This is a genomic window from Streptomyces sp. T39 (assembly GCF_008042045.1).
Taxonomy (GTDB): Bacteria; Actinomycetota; Actinomycetes; order Streptomycetales; family Streptomycetaceae; genus Streptomyces.
In genome coordinates this window covers 759,026-773,130 of sequence record NZ_RDBP01000037.1, presented here as the reverse complement: position 1 = coordinate 773,130, position 14,105 = coordinate 759,026, and the positions used below count along the sequence as shown (strand labels likewise).

The 14,105-nt window shown below is 74.0% G+C and carries 12 protein-coding genes and 1 pseudogene; 3 read left to right on the top strand and 10 right to left on the bottom strand.

Features of this window, described 5'->3' with window-relative positions:
- Positions 1-48: 48 nt before the first annotated feature.
- The 3 genes from EAO77_RS26005 to EAO77_RS25995 form a co-directional block, all read right to left on the bottom strand.
- Positions 49-624, bottom strand: a complete 576-nt coding sequence (locus EAO77_RS26005) for a histidine phosphatase family protein (protein ID WP_147990693.1) — start codon at positions 622-624, stop codon at positions 49-51.
- A gap of 39 nt (positions 625-663) precedes the next feature.
- Entirely contained in the window at positions 664-1,095 is a 432-nt protein-coding gene (locus tag EAO77_RS26000; protein ID WP_147990692.1) for a GNAT family N-acetyltransferase, read from the bottom strand.
- Positions 1,096-1,220: 125 nt separating this feature from the next.
- Positions 1,221-2,654, bottom strand: a complete 1,434-nt coding sequence (locus EAO77_RS25995) for a PLP-dependent aminotransferase family protein (protein WP_147990691.1) — start codon at positions 2,652-2,654, stop codon at positions 1,221-1,223.
- On the opposite strand from EAO77_RS25995, the gene EAO77_RS25990 reads away from it, so the two are divergent.
- Positions 2,653-3,549: a DMT family transporter gene (locus EAO77_RS25990; RefSeq protein WP_147990690.1), complete on the top strand. Its 897-nt coding sequence runs from the start codon at positions 2,653-2,655 to the stop codon at positions 3,547-3,549. The genes EAO77_RS25995 and EAO77_RS25990 overlap by 2 nt on opposite strands.
- Positions 3,550-3,655: 106 nt before the next feature.
- Positions 3,656-3,850, top strand: coding sequence for a DUF1918 domain-containing protein (locus tag EAO77_RS25985; RefSeq protein ID WP_147990689.1), 195 nt, complete (start codon positions 3,656-3,658; stop codon positions 3,848-3,850).
- A gap of 60 nt (positions 3,851-3,910) precedes the next feature.
- Here EAO77_RS25985 and EAO77_RS25980 read toward each other — a convergent pair whose 3' ends face one another.
- Positions 3,911-5,113 carry a glycoside hydrolase family 10 protein gene (locus tag EAO77_RS25980; RefSeq protein WP_147991037.1) on the bottom strand — a complete coding sequence of 401 codons (1,203 nt, stop codon included), beginning with the start codon at positions 5,111-5,113 and terminating at the stop codon, positions 3,911-3,913.
- Positions 5,114-5,341: 228 nt separating this feature from the next.
- Here EAO77_RS25980 and EAO77_RS25975 point away from each other — a divergent pair, with 228 nt between their 5' ends.
- Entirely contained in the window at positions 5,342-6,202 is an 861-nt protein-coding gene (locus tag EAO77_RS25975; protein WP_147990688.1) for a 3-hydroxybutyryl-CoA dehydrogenase, read from the top strand.
- 86 nt (positions 6,203-6,288) lie between these two features.
- Here EAO77_RS25975 and EAO77_RS25970 read toward each other — a convergent pair whose 3' ends face one another.
- From EAO77_RS25970 to EAO77_RS25950, 6 genes and pseudogenes are all read right to left on the bottom strand, one after another.
- Positions 6,289-6,819, bottom strand: coding sequence for an NUDIX domain-containing protein (locus EAO77_RS25970; protein WP_147990687.1), 531 nt, complete (start codon positions 6,817-6,819; stop codon positions 6,289-6,291).
- Positions 6,820-6,870: 51 nt separating this feature from the next.
- Positions 6,871-8,208, bottom strand: a complete 1,338-nt coding sequence (locus tag EAO77_RS41480) for a transcriptional regulator (protein WP_147990686.1) — start codon at positions 8,206-8,208, stop codon at positions 6,871-6,873.
- A gap of 248 nt (positions 8,209-8,456) precedes the next feature.
- Positions 8,457-8,591: pseudogene (locus EAO77_RS41475) on the bottom strand (transcriptional regulator); the annotation flags it as partial.
- A gap of 600 nt (positions 8,592-9,191) precedes the next feature.
- Positions 9,192-11,705, bottom strand: coding sequence for a phenylalanine--tRNA ligase subunit beta (gene pheT / locus EAO77_RS25960; RefSeq protein WP_147990685.1), 2,514 nt, complete (start codon positions 11,703-11,705; stop codon positions 9,192-9,194).
- Complete coding sequence (gene pheS / locus EAO77_RS25955; RefSeq protein ID WP_147990684.1) at positions 11,705-12,826, bottom strand: phenylalanine--tRNA ligase subunit alpha; 1,122 nt, start codon at positions 12,824-12,826, stop codon at positions 11,705-11,707. Before pheS ends, pheT begins: the two co-directional genes overlap by 1 nt.
- A 136-nt stretch (positions 12,827-12,962) precedes the next feature.
- A complete protein-coding gene (locus tag EAO77_RS25950; RefSeq protein ID WP_147990683.1) occupies positions 12,963-14,084 on the bottom strand; it encodes an ATP-binding protein in 1,122 nt (373 codons plus the stop codon).
- Positions 14,085-14,105: the final 21 nt, after the last annotated feature.

The following is a 14,105-nucleotide window of genomic DNA, read 5'->3' as shown; positions in this document are numbered from 1 at the left end:
CGGCGCGGCGAAGGCGCCGGCGGAGCGGTCGGCGAGGGGCGGGGCCTCTCAGGCCGCCGCCTCCAGGCACAGGTGCCAGCGGCCGGGCTGCCCGGTAAGGGTGACCGTGGAGAGCGGACGCACGTCGACGTGCCAGTACATGGCCGGGTGGGCCCTGAGTGCGTAGACGAACGCCGCCCGGACGACCGCCGGTTCGGCCACGGCGACGATCGAGCCGCAGTCGTCGGCGGGCCGGGTGTCCAGCCAGTTCCCTATCCGCGAGATGAAGGCGAGCAGCGGCTCCCCGCCGTGCGGCGCGCTGCGCGGGTCGGAGAGCCAGGCGTCCACGGCGGCCGGTTCCCGGGCCGTGACCTCGGACAGCGTCCAGCCGCGCCAGCGGCCCATGTCGCAGTCGCGCAGGGCCGGCTGGGCGAGCGGCGCGAAGCCGAGCGCTTCCCCGGTGGCCCGGCTGCGGGCGGTCGGCGAGCAGTAGCGCAGGTCCGCCGCGCTCAGCGGGACGAGCGCGTGCGCGGCGAGCTGGACCTCGTGCCACCCCGCCTGGTCCAGCGGCCGGTCGTCGTCGAACCGCTCGGTGAGCAGCGAGGAGCTCCGCGCGGCGGCGACCAAGGTGACCCGGACACTCATGGCGTGATGGTGCTGGCGAACGCCCCCCGGGTCAAGGGGTCACTCCAGGGGCAGTGCCAGCCAGTTCTCCGGGGGGTCGAGCCGCTGGAAGCCGAGCTTCTCGTAGACGCCGTGCGCGTCGTCGGTGGCGAGCAGGATCCGGCGCACACCGAGCGGCGCCAGGTGGTCGCGGACCGCAGCGACCAGGGCGGTGCCCAGCCCTTCGCCGCGGGCGGGCCGGTCCACGTAGACGTCGCAGAGCCAGGCGAAGGTCGCGCGGTCGGTGACGGCCCGCGCGTAGGCGGCCATCTCGCCCGTCTGCGTGTCGTAGGCGCCGAAGTTGAGCGAGCCGGCGATTGCGGCGTCCTGGGTGGCGCGACTGCGGCCCCGTGCCCAGTAGGTGTCGGTGGAGAGCCAGTGGTGGACACGGGCGGGGTCGAGCCGGTCCGGGTCGGTGGAGAGGGTGTACCTGCCGTGGGTCGTGTCGCTCATGGCGCGAGACTGGCATGCCGCCGTGCACCTGTCACAAGGATTCCGGACGGGACGCAGGGGCCGCGTCCGCCGGGGAGCTCAGCGCAGGGGCCCCCTCGGTGAGGGAGTGCCGCGCAGGGCCCGCGTCAGCGGGAGAGCTCCGCGCAGGCGTCGCGCAGCCGTCGCACCCCCTCGGTGATCTCGGCGGCCCCGGCCACCCCCGCGAAGCTGAGCCTGATGTGCCCGGCGGGCGGCTCGGCGCTGAAGTACGGGCGGCCCGGGGCCACCGCGACCCCTGCCCGCAGCGCGGCCGCCACCAGCGCGGACTCGTCCAGCCGGTCGGGCAGGCGCAGCCACAGGTGGTAGCCGCCGGAGGGGATGTGCGTCAGGGCGAGCGGGGCCAGGTCCGTCCCGACCGCTGTCGCCATGGCCCGCCGGCGGGTGCGCAGTTCGGCGGAGACGGCGCGCAGATGCCGGTTCCAGGCGGGAGAGCCGACGAGTTCGAGGGCGGCCTCCTGGAGCGGCCGGGGCACGAAGAAGGTGTCGACGACATGGATGGCCCGCAGCCGTTCCAGGACGGGGCCGCGCGCGGCGAGCATCCCGACGCGCAGACTCGGCGAGGTGACCTTGGTCAGCGAGCTGACGTGGACGACGACTCCGTCGTGGTCGTCGGCGGCGAGCGGGCCGGGCAGCGTCCCGGCATCGTCGTGGACGAGGCGGCGGGCGAAGTCGTCCTCGACGACGAAGGCGCCCGCCTCGCGGGCGATGCGCAGCACCTCGGGCCGGCGGCCGGGGGCGAGCACGGCGCCGGTCGGGTTCTGGAAGAGCGGCTGGCAGACGAAGACCCGGGCCCCGCTGGCGCGGAAGGCGGCCGACAGCAGTTCGGGGCGCACGCCGTCCGCGTCCACCGGCACGGGCACCGGCCGCAGACCCGCGGCACGGGCGATGGCGAGCATGCCGGGGTAGGTGGGCGACTCGACGAGGACCGGCGCCCCCGGCGGGGCGAGCGCGCGCAGTGCGGTGGTCAGTGCCGCCTGGCCGCCGGCGGTGACCAGGACGTCGGCCGGACCCGTGGTCCTTCCGACGCCGCGGGCGAACCACTCCCGCAGTTCGGGCAGCCCGTCGGTGGGCGGGCGGGTCCAGGCGCCGGGCCTGCGGCCCGCCCGGGCGAGGGCGTCCGCCATCGCCCTCTCCGGCTGGAGCGAGGGGTGCAGATAGCCGCCGTTGAACTCGACGACGCCGGGCGGCGGGGCGGCGAGCGTGACGAGGACGCCGGCGGCGTCGACCGCACGCGGCACCACCTCGGCGGCGGCGTCGGCGCTGAGCGTGACCTCCTGCCAGGAGGTGTCGCCCGCCGGAGCGGCGGCGACCGTCTCGGCGCGGAACGATCCGGATCCGGGGCGGGTGACGACGAGCCCCTCGGCGACGAGGCGGGCAAGCGCGCGGGAGACGGTGACCGGGGAGACCCGGTAGCGCTCGACGAGCGCACGGCTCGACGGCAGCTTCCCTCCCGGCGAGTAGCGGTCGAGGTCACGCCGCAGGGCATTCGCCAGATCCAGCACACTGCTACTCTCTTGCATGACAGCACAGGATAGCGCTACTCACCCCACGACGATAGCGGTCGGCAGCGGCACCGTTCTCGCCGCGCTGGGCGTGGTCTCCTTCTCGCTCACCTTCCCGGCAACGGTCTGGGGCATGGACGGCTTCGGCCCGTGGACGCTGGTCGCCGTGCGCGGCGTCCTCGCGGCGCTCCTGTCGGGCGCCTTCCTGCTGGCGCTGCGCGTCCCCGTCCCCGACCGCCGCCACTGGGCCGGCCTCGCCGTCGTCGGCGGCGGTGTCGTGCTGGGCTTCCCGCTGCTGACCACGCTGGCCCTGCAGACGTCCACCTCGTCGCACGCCGCCGTGGTGGTGGGCCTGCTGCCGCTGACGACGGCCGTGTTCGCGGCGGTCCGCACCGGACGCCGCCCGTCGCGGGCGTTCTGGGCCGCGGCCCTCGCGGGCGCCGCGGTGGTCATCGCCTTCACCGTGCAGCAGAGCGGCGGGGCGCTGCACACGGGCGACCTGTACCTCTTCGGCGCGCTGCTGGTGTGCGCGGCGGGCTACACGGAGGGCGGCCGCCTGGCGGGTCTGATGCCGGGCTGGCAGGTCGTCGGCTGGGCGCTGATCATGTGCCTGCCGCTGTGCGCCGCCGCCTCCGCCGTCGCCCTCACCGTCGAGCCGGTGCAGCTGACGGCCAAGGGGGTGGCCGGACTGCTCTGGGTCGCGGCCGGATCCCAGTTCTTCGGGCTGTACGTCTGGTACCGGGGCATGGCCGAGATCGGCATCGCCCGGGCGAGCCAGCTCCAGCTCGCCCAGCCGCTGCTCACCCTGGTCTGGTCGGTGGCCCTGCTGGGAGAACGGCTCACCCCGGCCGCCCCGCTGGCCGCCGCCGCGGTCCTGGTGTGCATCGCCGTCACCCAGCGCGCCCGCACCTGAAGCCGCTGACCTGCGGCGACGCGCCAGAGATGCGGCGGCCACCCCCCGCCGTAGACTCGAAACGACCCACCCAGACGGACCACCGCTTCGAGGAGGTCTCCTTCGGATGCAAGCGAACGTGGGCGACACGCTGCTGGTGCACGGGAGGACCGTGGGACAGCACGACAAGGTCGCCGAAGTCCTCGAGGTGCTGGGACAGGAGGGAAGTCCTCCGTTCCGCGTCCGTTTCGACGACGGGCACGAGGCCGTCCTGTCCCCGGGCCCCGACTGCACAGTCCGGCACCGCACCGAGAACGTCTGACGCCGTGGGACGGGCCCCGGCGCGCCTCACGGCGGCGCCGGGGCTCGTCCCCCGTGCGGCTCAGCGGCGCGGGGCCCTGGCGCGGGCCGGGTAGTGGTCGGCGACCACCCGCGTCATCGCTCCCAGCGGGTCGGCCGTCACCTCACGGGCCGAGAAGAAGCAGTGCCCGCCGACCTCCGTGTAGCGGTCGGCGAACGTGAGGTGGCGCGACAGCTCGGCCGGGTCCTGCCACGGTGCGGGCTGGCCCTCGGCGCCCGCCTTGTAGAGCGCCTCCCCGATGTACAGGTCGACGCCCGTGCCCGCGGCCACCTCCGCCCACCAGGGCACCAGCTTCTCGTAGTCGGCGGCCGCGAAGCCCATGTGCCAGTAGACCTGCGGGACGACGTAGTCGATCCAGCCCTCGCGCACCCAGGTGCGGACGTCGGCGTGGAGGTCGTCGTAGGTCTGGACGCCCGCCCGGGTGTCCGACCCCAGGGGGTCGGTGGAGGCGTTGCGCCACACCCCGAAGGGGCTGATGCCGAACGGGACGTCCTTCTTCACGGCCCGGATCCGCTCCCTCATCTCGCGCACCAGCAGATCGATGTTGGCCCGGCGCCAGGCAGCCCGGTCGCTGTGGCCGGAGCCGTGCCGCGCCCAGGCGTCGTCGTCGTCGAAGACCTGCCCCGCCACCGGATACGGGTAGAAGTAGTCGTCGAAGTGGACGCCGTCGATGTCGTAGCGGCGCACCGCGTCGGTCATCGCGTCCTGGACGAAGGCCCGCACCTCGGGCAGGCCGGGGTTGTAGTAGAGCTTGCCGCCGTAGCGCACGATCCACTCGGGATGGCGGCGGGCCGGGTGCGAGGACACCAGCCGGGAGGGGTCGTCGTGGAGGGCCACCCGGTACGGGTTGAACCAGGCGTGAAGTTCCAGACCCCGCGCGTGGGCCTCCCGCACGGCGGTGCCGAGCGGGTCCCAGCCGGGGTCGCGGCCCTGTGTGCCCGTGAGGTACTCGCTCCACGGTTCGTGAGGCGACGGCCACAGCGCGTCGGCGGCCGGCCGGACCTGGAGGATCACCGTGTTCAGCCGGCGCTCCACCGCGGTGTCGAGGAGCGCGCGCAGTTCGGCGCGCTGCCGGGCGGCCGACAGACCGCGCTCGGACGGCCAGTCCCGGTTGTCGACGCTCGCCAGCCACATGCCGCGGAACTCCCGTGCCGCTCTTCCGCGCCGCCCGGAGCCCCGCGGAGCCCTGCCGGGGGCGGCCGCCGCGTCCCCCGCGGCGGTCATGGCCGCCAGCACCCCCGCGGCCGTCGCGACAAATCCTCTTCTCCCGATCCGTGCCAAGATTCCCACCTTCGTCGCCTTCGACGTGTCTGCCGTACGCGCAGAGCATGCCCGCCCCGGATGCCGGGCCACCCACACATCCGGAGTAACGTCGGGGGGTCGGTGGGCGCCGGAACCATACGGGGGACCCACCGGACGAAGACCATCGAAAGGCATGAGGTGACGGAGTCAATGGCCGACATTGCACGCGTCGGAGTGGTGGGCTGCGGCCAGATGGGCGCCGGTATCGCCGAAGTGTGCGCCCGCAGCGGCCTCGAGGTGATGGTGGCCGAGACCACGGGCGAGGCCCTGGAGATCGGCCGCACCCGGCTGCACAACTCGCTGACGAAGGCGGCCGAGCGCGGCAAGATCACCGAGGAGGAGCGGGACGCCACCCTGGCCCGCCTCTCCTTCACGACCGACCTCGGGGAGTTCGCCGACCGCGACCTCGTCATCGAGGCCGTCGTCGAGAACGAGCAGGTCAAGACCGAGATCTTCCAGGTGCTCGACCAGGTGGTGACCCGGCAGGACGCCATCCTCGCCTCCAACACCTCCTCCATCCCGCTGGTGAAGCTGGCCGTCGCGACCTCCCGCCCGGACCAGGTCATCGGCATCCACTTCTTCAACCCGGCCCCCGTGCAGAAGCTCGTGGAGCTCATCCCGGCGCTGACCACGTCGGAGGAGACGATCAAGCGCGCCGAGGCGGTGGTGCTCCAGGTGCTGGGCAAGCACCCGATCCGCGCCCAGGACCGCTCGGGCTTCGTGGTGAACGCCCTGCTCATCCCGTATCTGCTCTCGGCGATCCGGATGTTCGAGTCGGGCATCGCCAGCCGTGAGGACATCGACAACGGCATGGAGATGGGCTGCGCCCACCCGATGGGTCCGCTGAAGCTGTCCGACCTGATCGGTCTGGACACCGTGGCCTCGGTGGCGGACTCCATGTACGCGGAGTACAAGGAGCCGCTGTACGCCGCTCCCCCGCTGCTCCAGCGGATGGTGGACGCGGGCCGGCTCGGCCGCAAGACGGGCTCCGGCTTCTACGTCTACTCCTGAGGGCTCCCCGCCCTCGCGCGGGCCCGTCGCGGTCCGCCCCCGGGGCGCGCCCGCCCGGCGGTCCCGCCGGGCGGGCACCCGGGCGGTCAGCCCAGACGCATGTGGTGCAGCATCAGCAGCCCGGCCGCCATGTTGGCGGCCGGGACCTCGCCGCGGGCGATCATGTCGGGCACCAGTTTGAGCGGGACCCACTCGCGGCGTGAGGACTCGAAGTCGTCCTGCGGGTGGCCGACACGGGTCGCCTCGTCGGTCCAGTAGAGGTGGTGCCGGGCGTCGCTGAGGCCGTTGGAGGGTTCGACGGTGAGCAGGTGCCGCAGCGGACCGGGACGCCAGCCGGTCTCCTCCTCCATCTCCCGCGCCGCCGCGGCCGCGGTCTCCTCGCCGTCCTCGACGACGCCCGCCGCGAGTTCCCACCCCCAGCTGTCGGTGATGAACCGGTGCCGCCACAGCATCAGCACCTCGTTGGCCTCGTTGACGGCGGTCGCGACGGCGACGGCACGCAGCCGGATCAGGTAGTGGTCCAGGTGCCGGCCGTCCGGGAGTACGACATCCGCGAGGTTGACCCGGAACCACGGATTCTCGTACACGGTGTGTTCGCTTGAGTTCGTCCACTGCACGGTTCTGCCACCTTCCGACAAGTAGGTGACGACATCGCAGCAGGAGCGGGCTCAGAGGGGAACGCGCAGAGCCCCGTCGATGAGGGCGACCGCACTCCGCGCGTCGGCGCACCCGCTCGCCGCGAGGTGCTCGCGCACCGCCCGGAGCCGGTCCCGCAGCCGGCGCGACTCCATGCCCCGGGCGCGGTCCACCATCTCCGCCGCCGTCCGCGCCGCGCGGTCCGCCTCGCCCTGCCGCAGCTCGATCTGGGTGAGCATGGCGAGACGGTGGACCCGGCCGCGGTCGTGCGCCGGGGTGCCGACGGCCGCGGTGGCGTGCTCCCGGGCCGCCGGGAGATCACCGAGACGCAGCAGCGCCTCGGCCACCTGCACGTCGACCAGCCCCGGCTGGACGTACCCGGTCTCGTCGGGCTCGTGCCCGGGCCGGATCCGCCCGGCCTCCGCCTCCGCGCCGCGGATGCACGCCAGCGCGCCCGCCCCGTCGCCGAGATGCGCGTACGCCTTGGCCTGCATCGCGTACAGATCGGCCGCGAGCGCGGGCGTGATACGCCGCCCCGCCGACCGCAGCGCTGCCTCCGCGAAGGCCACCGCCTGCCGGTGCTCCGACAGGAACAGCGACTGGTTGACCAGCAGCGCGACCACGTACGCGCCGAGCCCCCGGTCGCCGCTGGCCTTCGCCAGGCGCAGCGCCTGGTGGAAGTAGCGCTGGGCCAGTCCCTGCGCGTCGGAGTCGTACGCGCAGATGCCCGCGACCGCGACCAGCGCCCCGGTGGCACGGTGCAGCTGCCGGCCGAGGGCGTCGCCGTAGGAGCCGCGCAGCAGCGGGGCGGCCTCGGCGTTCAGGAACCCCACCACCCGGGCGCGTGTCGCGATGCCGCCCGTCCTGCGGTACATCAGCTCGTAGTGCGCACGGGCGGCGCGGAGCATCTCGATGTCGGCCGTCCGGACCCGCGCGGCTCCGTCACGGGAGACGTCCGCGTCCTCCGGGGGGTTCTCCCACTCCCACACGGGCATCACCGCGGGTGTCCCGGTGACGGCGGGCACGCCGACGACGTGCGGACGCTGCTGCTCGTCGGACCGCCACAGGGCGCTCGCCCGGTCCACGAAGCCCGACAGCGACGAGGTGTGCACCGCGCCGGGGCCGCCGGCGCCCAGGCCGATGTCCCCCAGCGTCACCTGGCGCCGCAGCCGGTCCGAGAACACCTCGCAGATCAGGTCGGGCACCTGACCACGGGGACGCTGCCCCTTCAACCAGCGGGCCACCGCGGTGTGTTCGTACCGCAGGGACAGTCCGCGCGATCGGCCCGCCCGATTGACGCGCGCCGCGAGACCGGCGTGGGAGATGCCCGCTTCGTCGAGCAGCGCGTCGAGCAGGGTGTTGGGCTCCATGGGCCCCCTCCGGGGTGCTTCGGTCGCCTCAGCGTAGTAGAGGACGATTCGCACGGGGTGTGAAACACGTGCGCTTTTCCCCTGCTTGCGCACGCTCCCGGTGGGAGGCGGGCACCGCTTGACTGAACTGCCTCCTTCTCGAGGCGTCCGGGCCGCCGGCTCCCCCTCGTACAGTACGGCGGCCCCTCCCCCCGCCGTCCGCCCTGCCGGATCTGCCCGACACTCCGCGGCAGGGCGGRCGGCGCCCGCCGGTCGCCGCTGGCCTTCGCCAGGCGCAGCGCCTGGTGGAAGTAGCGCTGGGCCAGTCCCTGCGCGTCGGAGTCGTACGCGCAGATGCCCGCGACCGCGACCAGCGCCCCGGTGGCACGACCCCGCCCCTTCCCGAAACCGGCCTCCGCCCGGAGCCGGTACCGCGCTGCGTGCGGTGTCCCACACGCCGGACGGGCCGGCTCCGGCAGCCACCCCGACGACCGAAACGCCGGGGCTCGGGAGCAGCGCCCCCGCAAGAACGGCTCCGCACCCGAGCCCCGCAGGCACGCACAGCCAAGGCCGCACGGGCAACGCCCGAGCACAGGCGGCCAAGGCCCGACACGGGCAACGCCCGAGCACAGGCAGCCGAGGCCGCACGGGCAACGCCCGACACCCGGACGCCGCCCCTGCGGGAACCGGCCTCCGCCCGGAGCCGGTACCGCGCTGCGCGCGGTGTCCCCACACGCCGGACGGGCCGGCTCCGGCAGCCACCCCGACGACCGAAACGCCGGGGCTCGGGAGCAGCGCCCCCGCAAGAACGGCTCCGCACCCGAGCGCCGCAGGCACGCACAGCCAAGGCCGCACGGGCAACGCCCGAGCACAGGCGGCCAAGGCCCGACACGGGCGACGCACGCGAGCGCACAGGCACTCCCGGGGGCCCGGGACCGGCGCCGCGCAGGAACGGCGAAGGCGCGCCCGGTCGGAGGGACCGGGCGCGCCTTCGGGGTGGGGGGTCAGGCGCCGCGGAGGGCCGCGCCCGTGCGTTCGGCCGCCAGGGCGACCGCCGCGTCGCGCGCGGCCGAGGCCTCGTCGACGGTCAGGGTGCGGTCCGGTGCGCGGAAGCGCAGCGCATAGGCGAGGGACTTGCGGCCCTCGCCGATCTGCTCGCCGACGAAGACGTCGAACAGCCGCAGGGACTCCAGCAGTTCACCGGCCCCCTCGCGCAGCGCGGACTCGACCTCGGCGGCCGGGACGTCGTCGGCGACGATCAGCGCGACGTCCTGGGTGGCCACCGGGAAGGTGGAGATCCGCGGCGCCTGGAGGACGCCGTCCGCGGCGCGCTCCAGCCGGTCGAGCTCCATCTCCATCGCGCAGGTGCGCTCCGGCAGGTGCAGCGCCTTGACCACGCGCGGGTGCAGTTCGCCCGCGTGGCCGAGGAGGATCTCCTCGCCGTTCGCGTGGGCGTACAGCGCGGCGCAGCGCCCCGGGTGCCACGGCGCGTGCTGGTCGGCCCGTACGTCGACCTCGACACCGGCCTCGCGGGCGACGACCCGCGCCGCCTCGATCGCGTCCGCCCAGTCGGCCGGGCGGCCCTTGCCCCACCAGCCGTCGAGCTCGCGGGCACCGGCCAGGACGACGGCGACGCGGCGCGGCTGCGGCGGCAGCGAGGCGTTCAGCTCCGCGATCTCCTCGTCGGTGGGACGGCGGTCCACGGGCGGGGTGGCCGCCGGCCGCTCCTCGCCCGTCGGCCGGAAGACCAGACCGGTCTCGAAGAGCGCCAGGTCGTGGCTTCCCCGGCCGTCGTTGCGGCGCAGGGCACCGAGCAGCCCGGGCAGCAGCGTGGTGCGCAGCGCCGGCTCCTCGTCGGAGATCGGGTTGGCCAGCTTGACCGCCCTGCGGCGGCCGTCGTCGGCGTCGAGGCCGAGCTGGTCGAGCACCTGCTCGCCGATGAAGGGGTAGTTCAGCGCCTCGACGTAGCCGGCGCCGGCCAGTGCGCGCCCGACCCGGCGGTGCAGCCGCTGGCGCGGGGTGAGGCCGCGGCCGGACGGCGGAGTGGGCAGCGTCGAGGGCAGGTTCTCGTAGCCCTCCAGCCGGATGACCTCTTCGGCGAGGTCGTTCGGCGCCGCGAGGTCGGGCCGCCACGACGGGACGGTGACGAGGAGGTCGTCCTGGCCCTGGACGTCGCAGCCGACCTCCTGGAGGCGGCGGACGACGATCTCGCGGCCGTAGGCGACACCCGCCACGCGGTCGGGGTGGTCGGCGGGCATCGCGACGGTGCGCGGGGCGCGGGGCGCGGTGATCTGGGTGACGCCGGCCTCGGCGGTGCCGCCGGCGAGCAGCACCAGCAGGTCGACGGTGCGCTGCGCGGCGGCGGCCGCGGCCTGCGGGTCGACGCCCCGCTCGAAGCGCTTGGACGCCTCGGAGGAGAGCCGGTGACGGCGCGCGGTGCGGGCGATGGCGACCGGGTCGAAGTGCGCGGCCTCGATGACGACCTCGGTGGTGGCACCGGCGGTGTCGTCGTGGTCGGCGATCTCGGTGTCGGCACCGCCCATGACGCCCGCGAGGCCGATGGGGCCGCGGTCGTCGGTGATGACGAGGTCCTCGGCGTCCAGGACACGCTTGGTGCCGTCGAGGGTGGTGAGCTTCTCCCCCTGCTCGGCACGGCGGACGCCGATCGGCCCGGCGAGCCGGCTGCGGTCGTAGGCGTGCAGCGGCTGGCCGAGTTCGAGCATCACGTAGTTGGTGATGTCCACGGCGAGGGAGATGGGCCGCATGCCGGCCTTCTGCAGCCTGCGCCGCAGCCAGATCGGGGACCGTGCCTCGGGCTCCAGGCCGACGACGGTGCGCGCGGTGAAGCTGTCGCAGCCGATGGGGTCGGAGACCTTCACGGCGTAGCCGTGGGCGTTCGGCGCGGGGACGTCCAGCAGTGCCGGGTCGCGCAGCGGGAGCCCGTAGGCGGTGGCCGCCTCACGGGCGACGCCGCGCATCGACAGCGCATAGCCGCGGTCCGGGGTGACGGCGATGTCGAGGACCTCGTCGACGAGCTCCAGCAGCTCGATCGCGTCGGTGCCCGCCTCGTGCTCCGGCGGGAGCACGATGATGCCGCCGCTGCCGTCGTCGCCCATGCCGAGCTCGTCGCCCGAGCAGATCATGCCGTGGGACGTCCTGCCGTACGTCTTGCGCGCGGCGATCGCGAAGTCGCCGGGCAGCACGGCGCCGGGCAGCACCACGACGACCTTGTCGCCGACGGAGAAGTTGCGGGCGCCGCAGACGATCTCCTGCGGCTCGCCGGTGCCGTTGGCCGCGCCGACGTCGACGGTGCAGAAGCGGATGGGCTTCTTGAAACCCTCCAGCTCCTCGATGGTCAGCACCTGGCCGACGACGAGCGGACCCTTGAGGCCGGTGCCGAGCTGCTCGACGGTCTCGACCTCGAGCCCGGCGGCGATGAGCCTGGCCTGGACGTCGCGGCCGGTCTCCGTCGCCGGCAGGTCGACGTACTCCCGCAGCCAGGAAAGCGGGACGCGCATCAGATCTCCATCCCGAACGGCCGGGTGAACCGGACGTCACCCTCGACCATGTCTCGCATGTCTTCGACGTTGTGGCGGAACATCAGCATCCGCTCGATGCCGAACCCGAAGGCGAATCCGCTGTACCTGTCGGGGTCCACGCCGCAGGCGACCAGCACCTTGGGGTTGACCATGCCGCAGCCGCCGAGCTCGATCCAGCCCTCGCTGGAGCAGGTGCGGCAGGGACGGTCCGGGTTGCCGACGGACTCGCCGCGGCAGACGTAGCAGACCATGTCCATCTCGGCGGACGGCTCGGTGAACGGGAAGAAGTTCGGCCGCAGCCGGGTCTTCATGCCCTCGCCGAAGAGCGCCTGGACCATGTGGTCGAGGGTGCCCTTGAGGTCGGCCATGGTCAGGCCCTCGTCGACGGCCAGGAGCTCGACCTGGTGGAAGACGGGGGTGTGCGTGGCGTCCAGCTCGTCGGTGCGGTAGACCCGGCCCGGACAGATGACGTAGACGGGCGGCTCGCGGTCGATCAGCGAGCGGATCTGCACGGGCGAGGTGTGGGTGCGCAGCACGACGCCCGAGTCGGCGCCGCCCTTCGCGTCCTGCACGAAGAAGGTGTCGTGCTCGCCGCGGGCCGGGTGGTCCGGTCCGATGTTGAGCGCGTCGAAGTTGAACCACTCGGCCTCGGCCTGCGGGCCCTCGGCGACCTCGTAGCCCATGGCCACGAAGACGTCCTCGATGCGCTCGGAGAGGGTGGTCAGCGGGTGGCGGGCACCGGCCGGGACGCGGTCGTGGGGGAGCGTGACGTCCACGGCCTCCTCGACGAGCACCCGGGCGTCACGCTCGGCCTCCAGCTCGGCCTGGCGGGCGGCGAGCGCCTTGTTGACGGCGCCGCGGGCCTGGCCCACGCGCTTGCCGGCCTCGGCCTTGGCCTGGGGCGGCAGGGCGCCGATCTCGCGGTTGGCGAGGGAGAGCGGCGAGGTGCCACCGGTGTGCGCGGTCTTCGCGTGGGCGAGCGCGTCGAGGGAGCCGGCGGCGGCGAAGGCGGCGAGCGCCTCGTCCCGCATGCGCTCGATCTCTTCCGGTTTCAGTGCCTCGACCTCAACGGGGTCGTACGACTTATTGGGTGCGGACATCTCTTCCCGTACTTCCGAATGGGCTGGCTGGGGACCCCGCACGTCGACCGGGGACGACCGAGGACGCAAAGGTGCCAAAGGCCGAGTCTAACGGGGTGAGGAGGGACGAATGCGCCCGTGGGCCGCCCGGCGCTCGCTAGAGGAGGTGGGCCGGGGTGCCGACGGGCAGGATAAATCGGAACTCGGCGCCGCCGCCGGGTCCCCGGCCGACGGTGATCGTCCCGCCGTGCGCCTCGACGATGCCCTTGACGATGTACAGGCCCAGACCGGTGCCACCGCGCTTGCTCCCCCGCCAGAAACGGGTGAAGACACGGCCCATCGACTCCTCGGGGATGCCGGGGCCCTGGTCGCTCACGGTGACCGCCGTGCCTTTCTCGTCGTCGTCCGCCGATGCCGGCGCCACCACGATGGTGACGGTTCCCTCGCCGTGGCGCACCGCATTTTCGAGCAGGTTGCCGAGCACCTGGTCGACCTTGTCGGGGTCCGCCCACAGGGCGGGCAGTCCGGGGCGGATGCGGACGGCGAAACGGTCCGGTGCCTTGCCGCCGGCGATGTGGGCCTGGACGTGGCGGGCGACCGCCGCGGGCATGTCCACGGGCTGGCGCCGCACCTCCAGCCTGCCGGAGTCGATACGGGAGATGTCGAGGAGTTCGGCGATGAGGCGGGAGATCCGGCCGGCGTCCGCGTCGACGGTCTCCAGCATGAGCCGCTTCTGGTCGTCGGTGAACCGCTCCCACTTGGCGAGCAGGGTGGCCGTGAAGCCCTTCACCGAGGTGAGCGGGGAGCGCAGCTCATGGGCGACGGTCGCGATCAGTTCCGCGTGGCTGCGCTCGGTGCGGCGGCGCGCCTCGGTGCCGCGCAGGCTGACCACGAGACGGCGCACGGGACCGGTGGGGACGTCGCGGACGTAGCGCGCGGAGACGAGGACCTCCCGGCCGCCGGGGAGCAGCAGGTTGCGCTCGGGCTGTCCGGTGCGGGTGGCGAGGCCGCCGTAGGGGTCGGTCATCGTCCACCAGCGGCGGCCCTTGAGGTCCTCCAGCGGCAGGGCGGCTTCCAGGGGCGCGCCGATGGCGTCGGCCCTGGCGACGGCGGTGATGCGGGCCGCGGCCTCGTTGAAACAGACGACCCGGCCGCTCTCGTCGGCGACGACCAGCCCGTCGGGAAGGTCGTCGGGGTCGATCGCGGACGCACCGGTGGCGCCGGCGCGGCGCGGGCCGGCGTCCGCCGGCCGGCTGGGCCTGCTGGTCCCCACGGTCATGCCCCGTATCCCACCTCTCCG

Bases quoted from the DNA above. Each gene is read 5' to 3' on its own strand.
- EAO77_RS25980 (WP_147991037.1), bottom strand. From the start codon at position 5,113: ATGACCGCCGCGGGGGACGCGGCGGCCGCCCCCGGCAGGGCTCCGCGG.
- pheS (WP_147990684.1), bottom strand. From the start codon at position 12,826: ATGTCCGCACCCAATAAGTCGTACGACCCCGTTGAGGTCGAGGCACTG.
- EAO77_RS25985 (WP_147990689.1), top strand. From the start codon at position 3,656: ATGCAAGCGAACGTGGGCGACACGCTGCTGGTGCACGGGAGGACCGTG.
- EAO77_RS26000 (WP_147990692.1), bottom strand. From the start codon at position 1,095: ATGAGCGACACGACCCACGGCAGGTACACCCTCTCCACCGACCCGGAC.
- pheT (WP_147990685.1), bottom strand. From the start codon at position 11,705: ATGCGCGTCCCGCTTTCCTGGCTGCGGGAGTACGTCGACCTGCCGGCG.
- EAO77_RS25990 (WP_147990690.1), top strand. From the start codon at position 2,653: ATGACAGCACAGGATAGCGCTACTCACCCCACGACGATAGCGGTCGGC.
- EAO77_RS25950 (WP_147990683.1), bottom strand. From the start codon at position 14,084: ATGACCGTGGGGACCAGCAGGCCCAGCCGGCCGGCGGACGCCGGCCCG.
- EAO77_RS41480 (WP_147990686.1), bottom strand. From the start codon at position 8,208: ATGGAGCCCAACACCCTGCTCGACGCGCTGCTCGACGAAGCGGGCATC.
- EAO77_RS26005 (WP_147990693.1), bottom strand. From the start codon at position 624: ATGAGTGTCCGGGTCACCTTGGTCGCCGCCGCGCGGAGCTCCTCGCTG.
- EAO77_RS25995 (WP_147990691.1), bottom strand. From the start codon at position 2,654: ATGCAAGAGAGTAGCAGTGTGCTGGATCTGGCGAATGCCCTGCGGCGT.
- EAO77_RS25975 (WP_147990688.1), top strand. From the start codon at position 5,342: ATGGCCGACATTGCACGCGTCGGAGTGGTGGGCTGCGGCCAGATGGGC.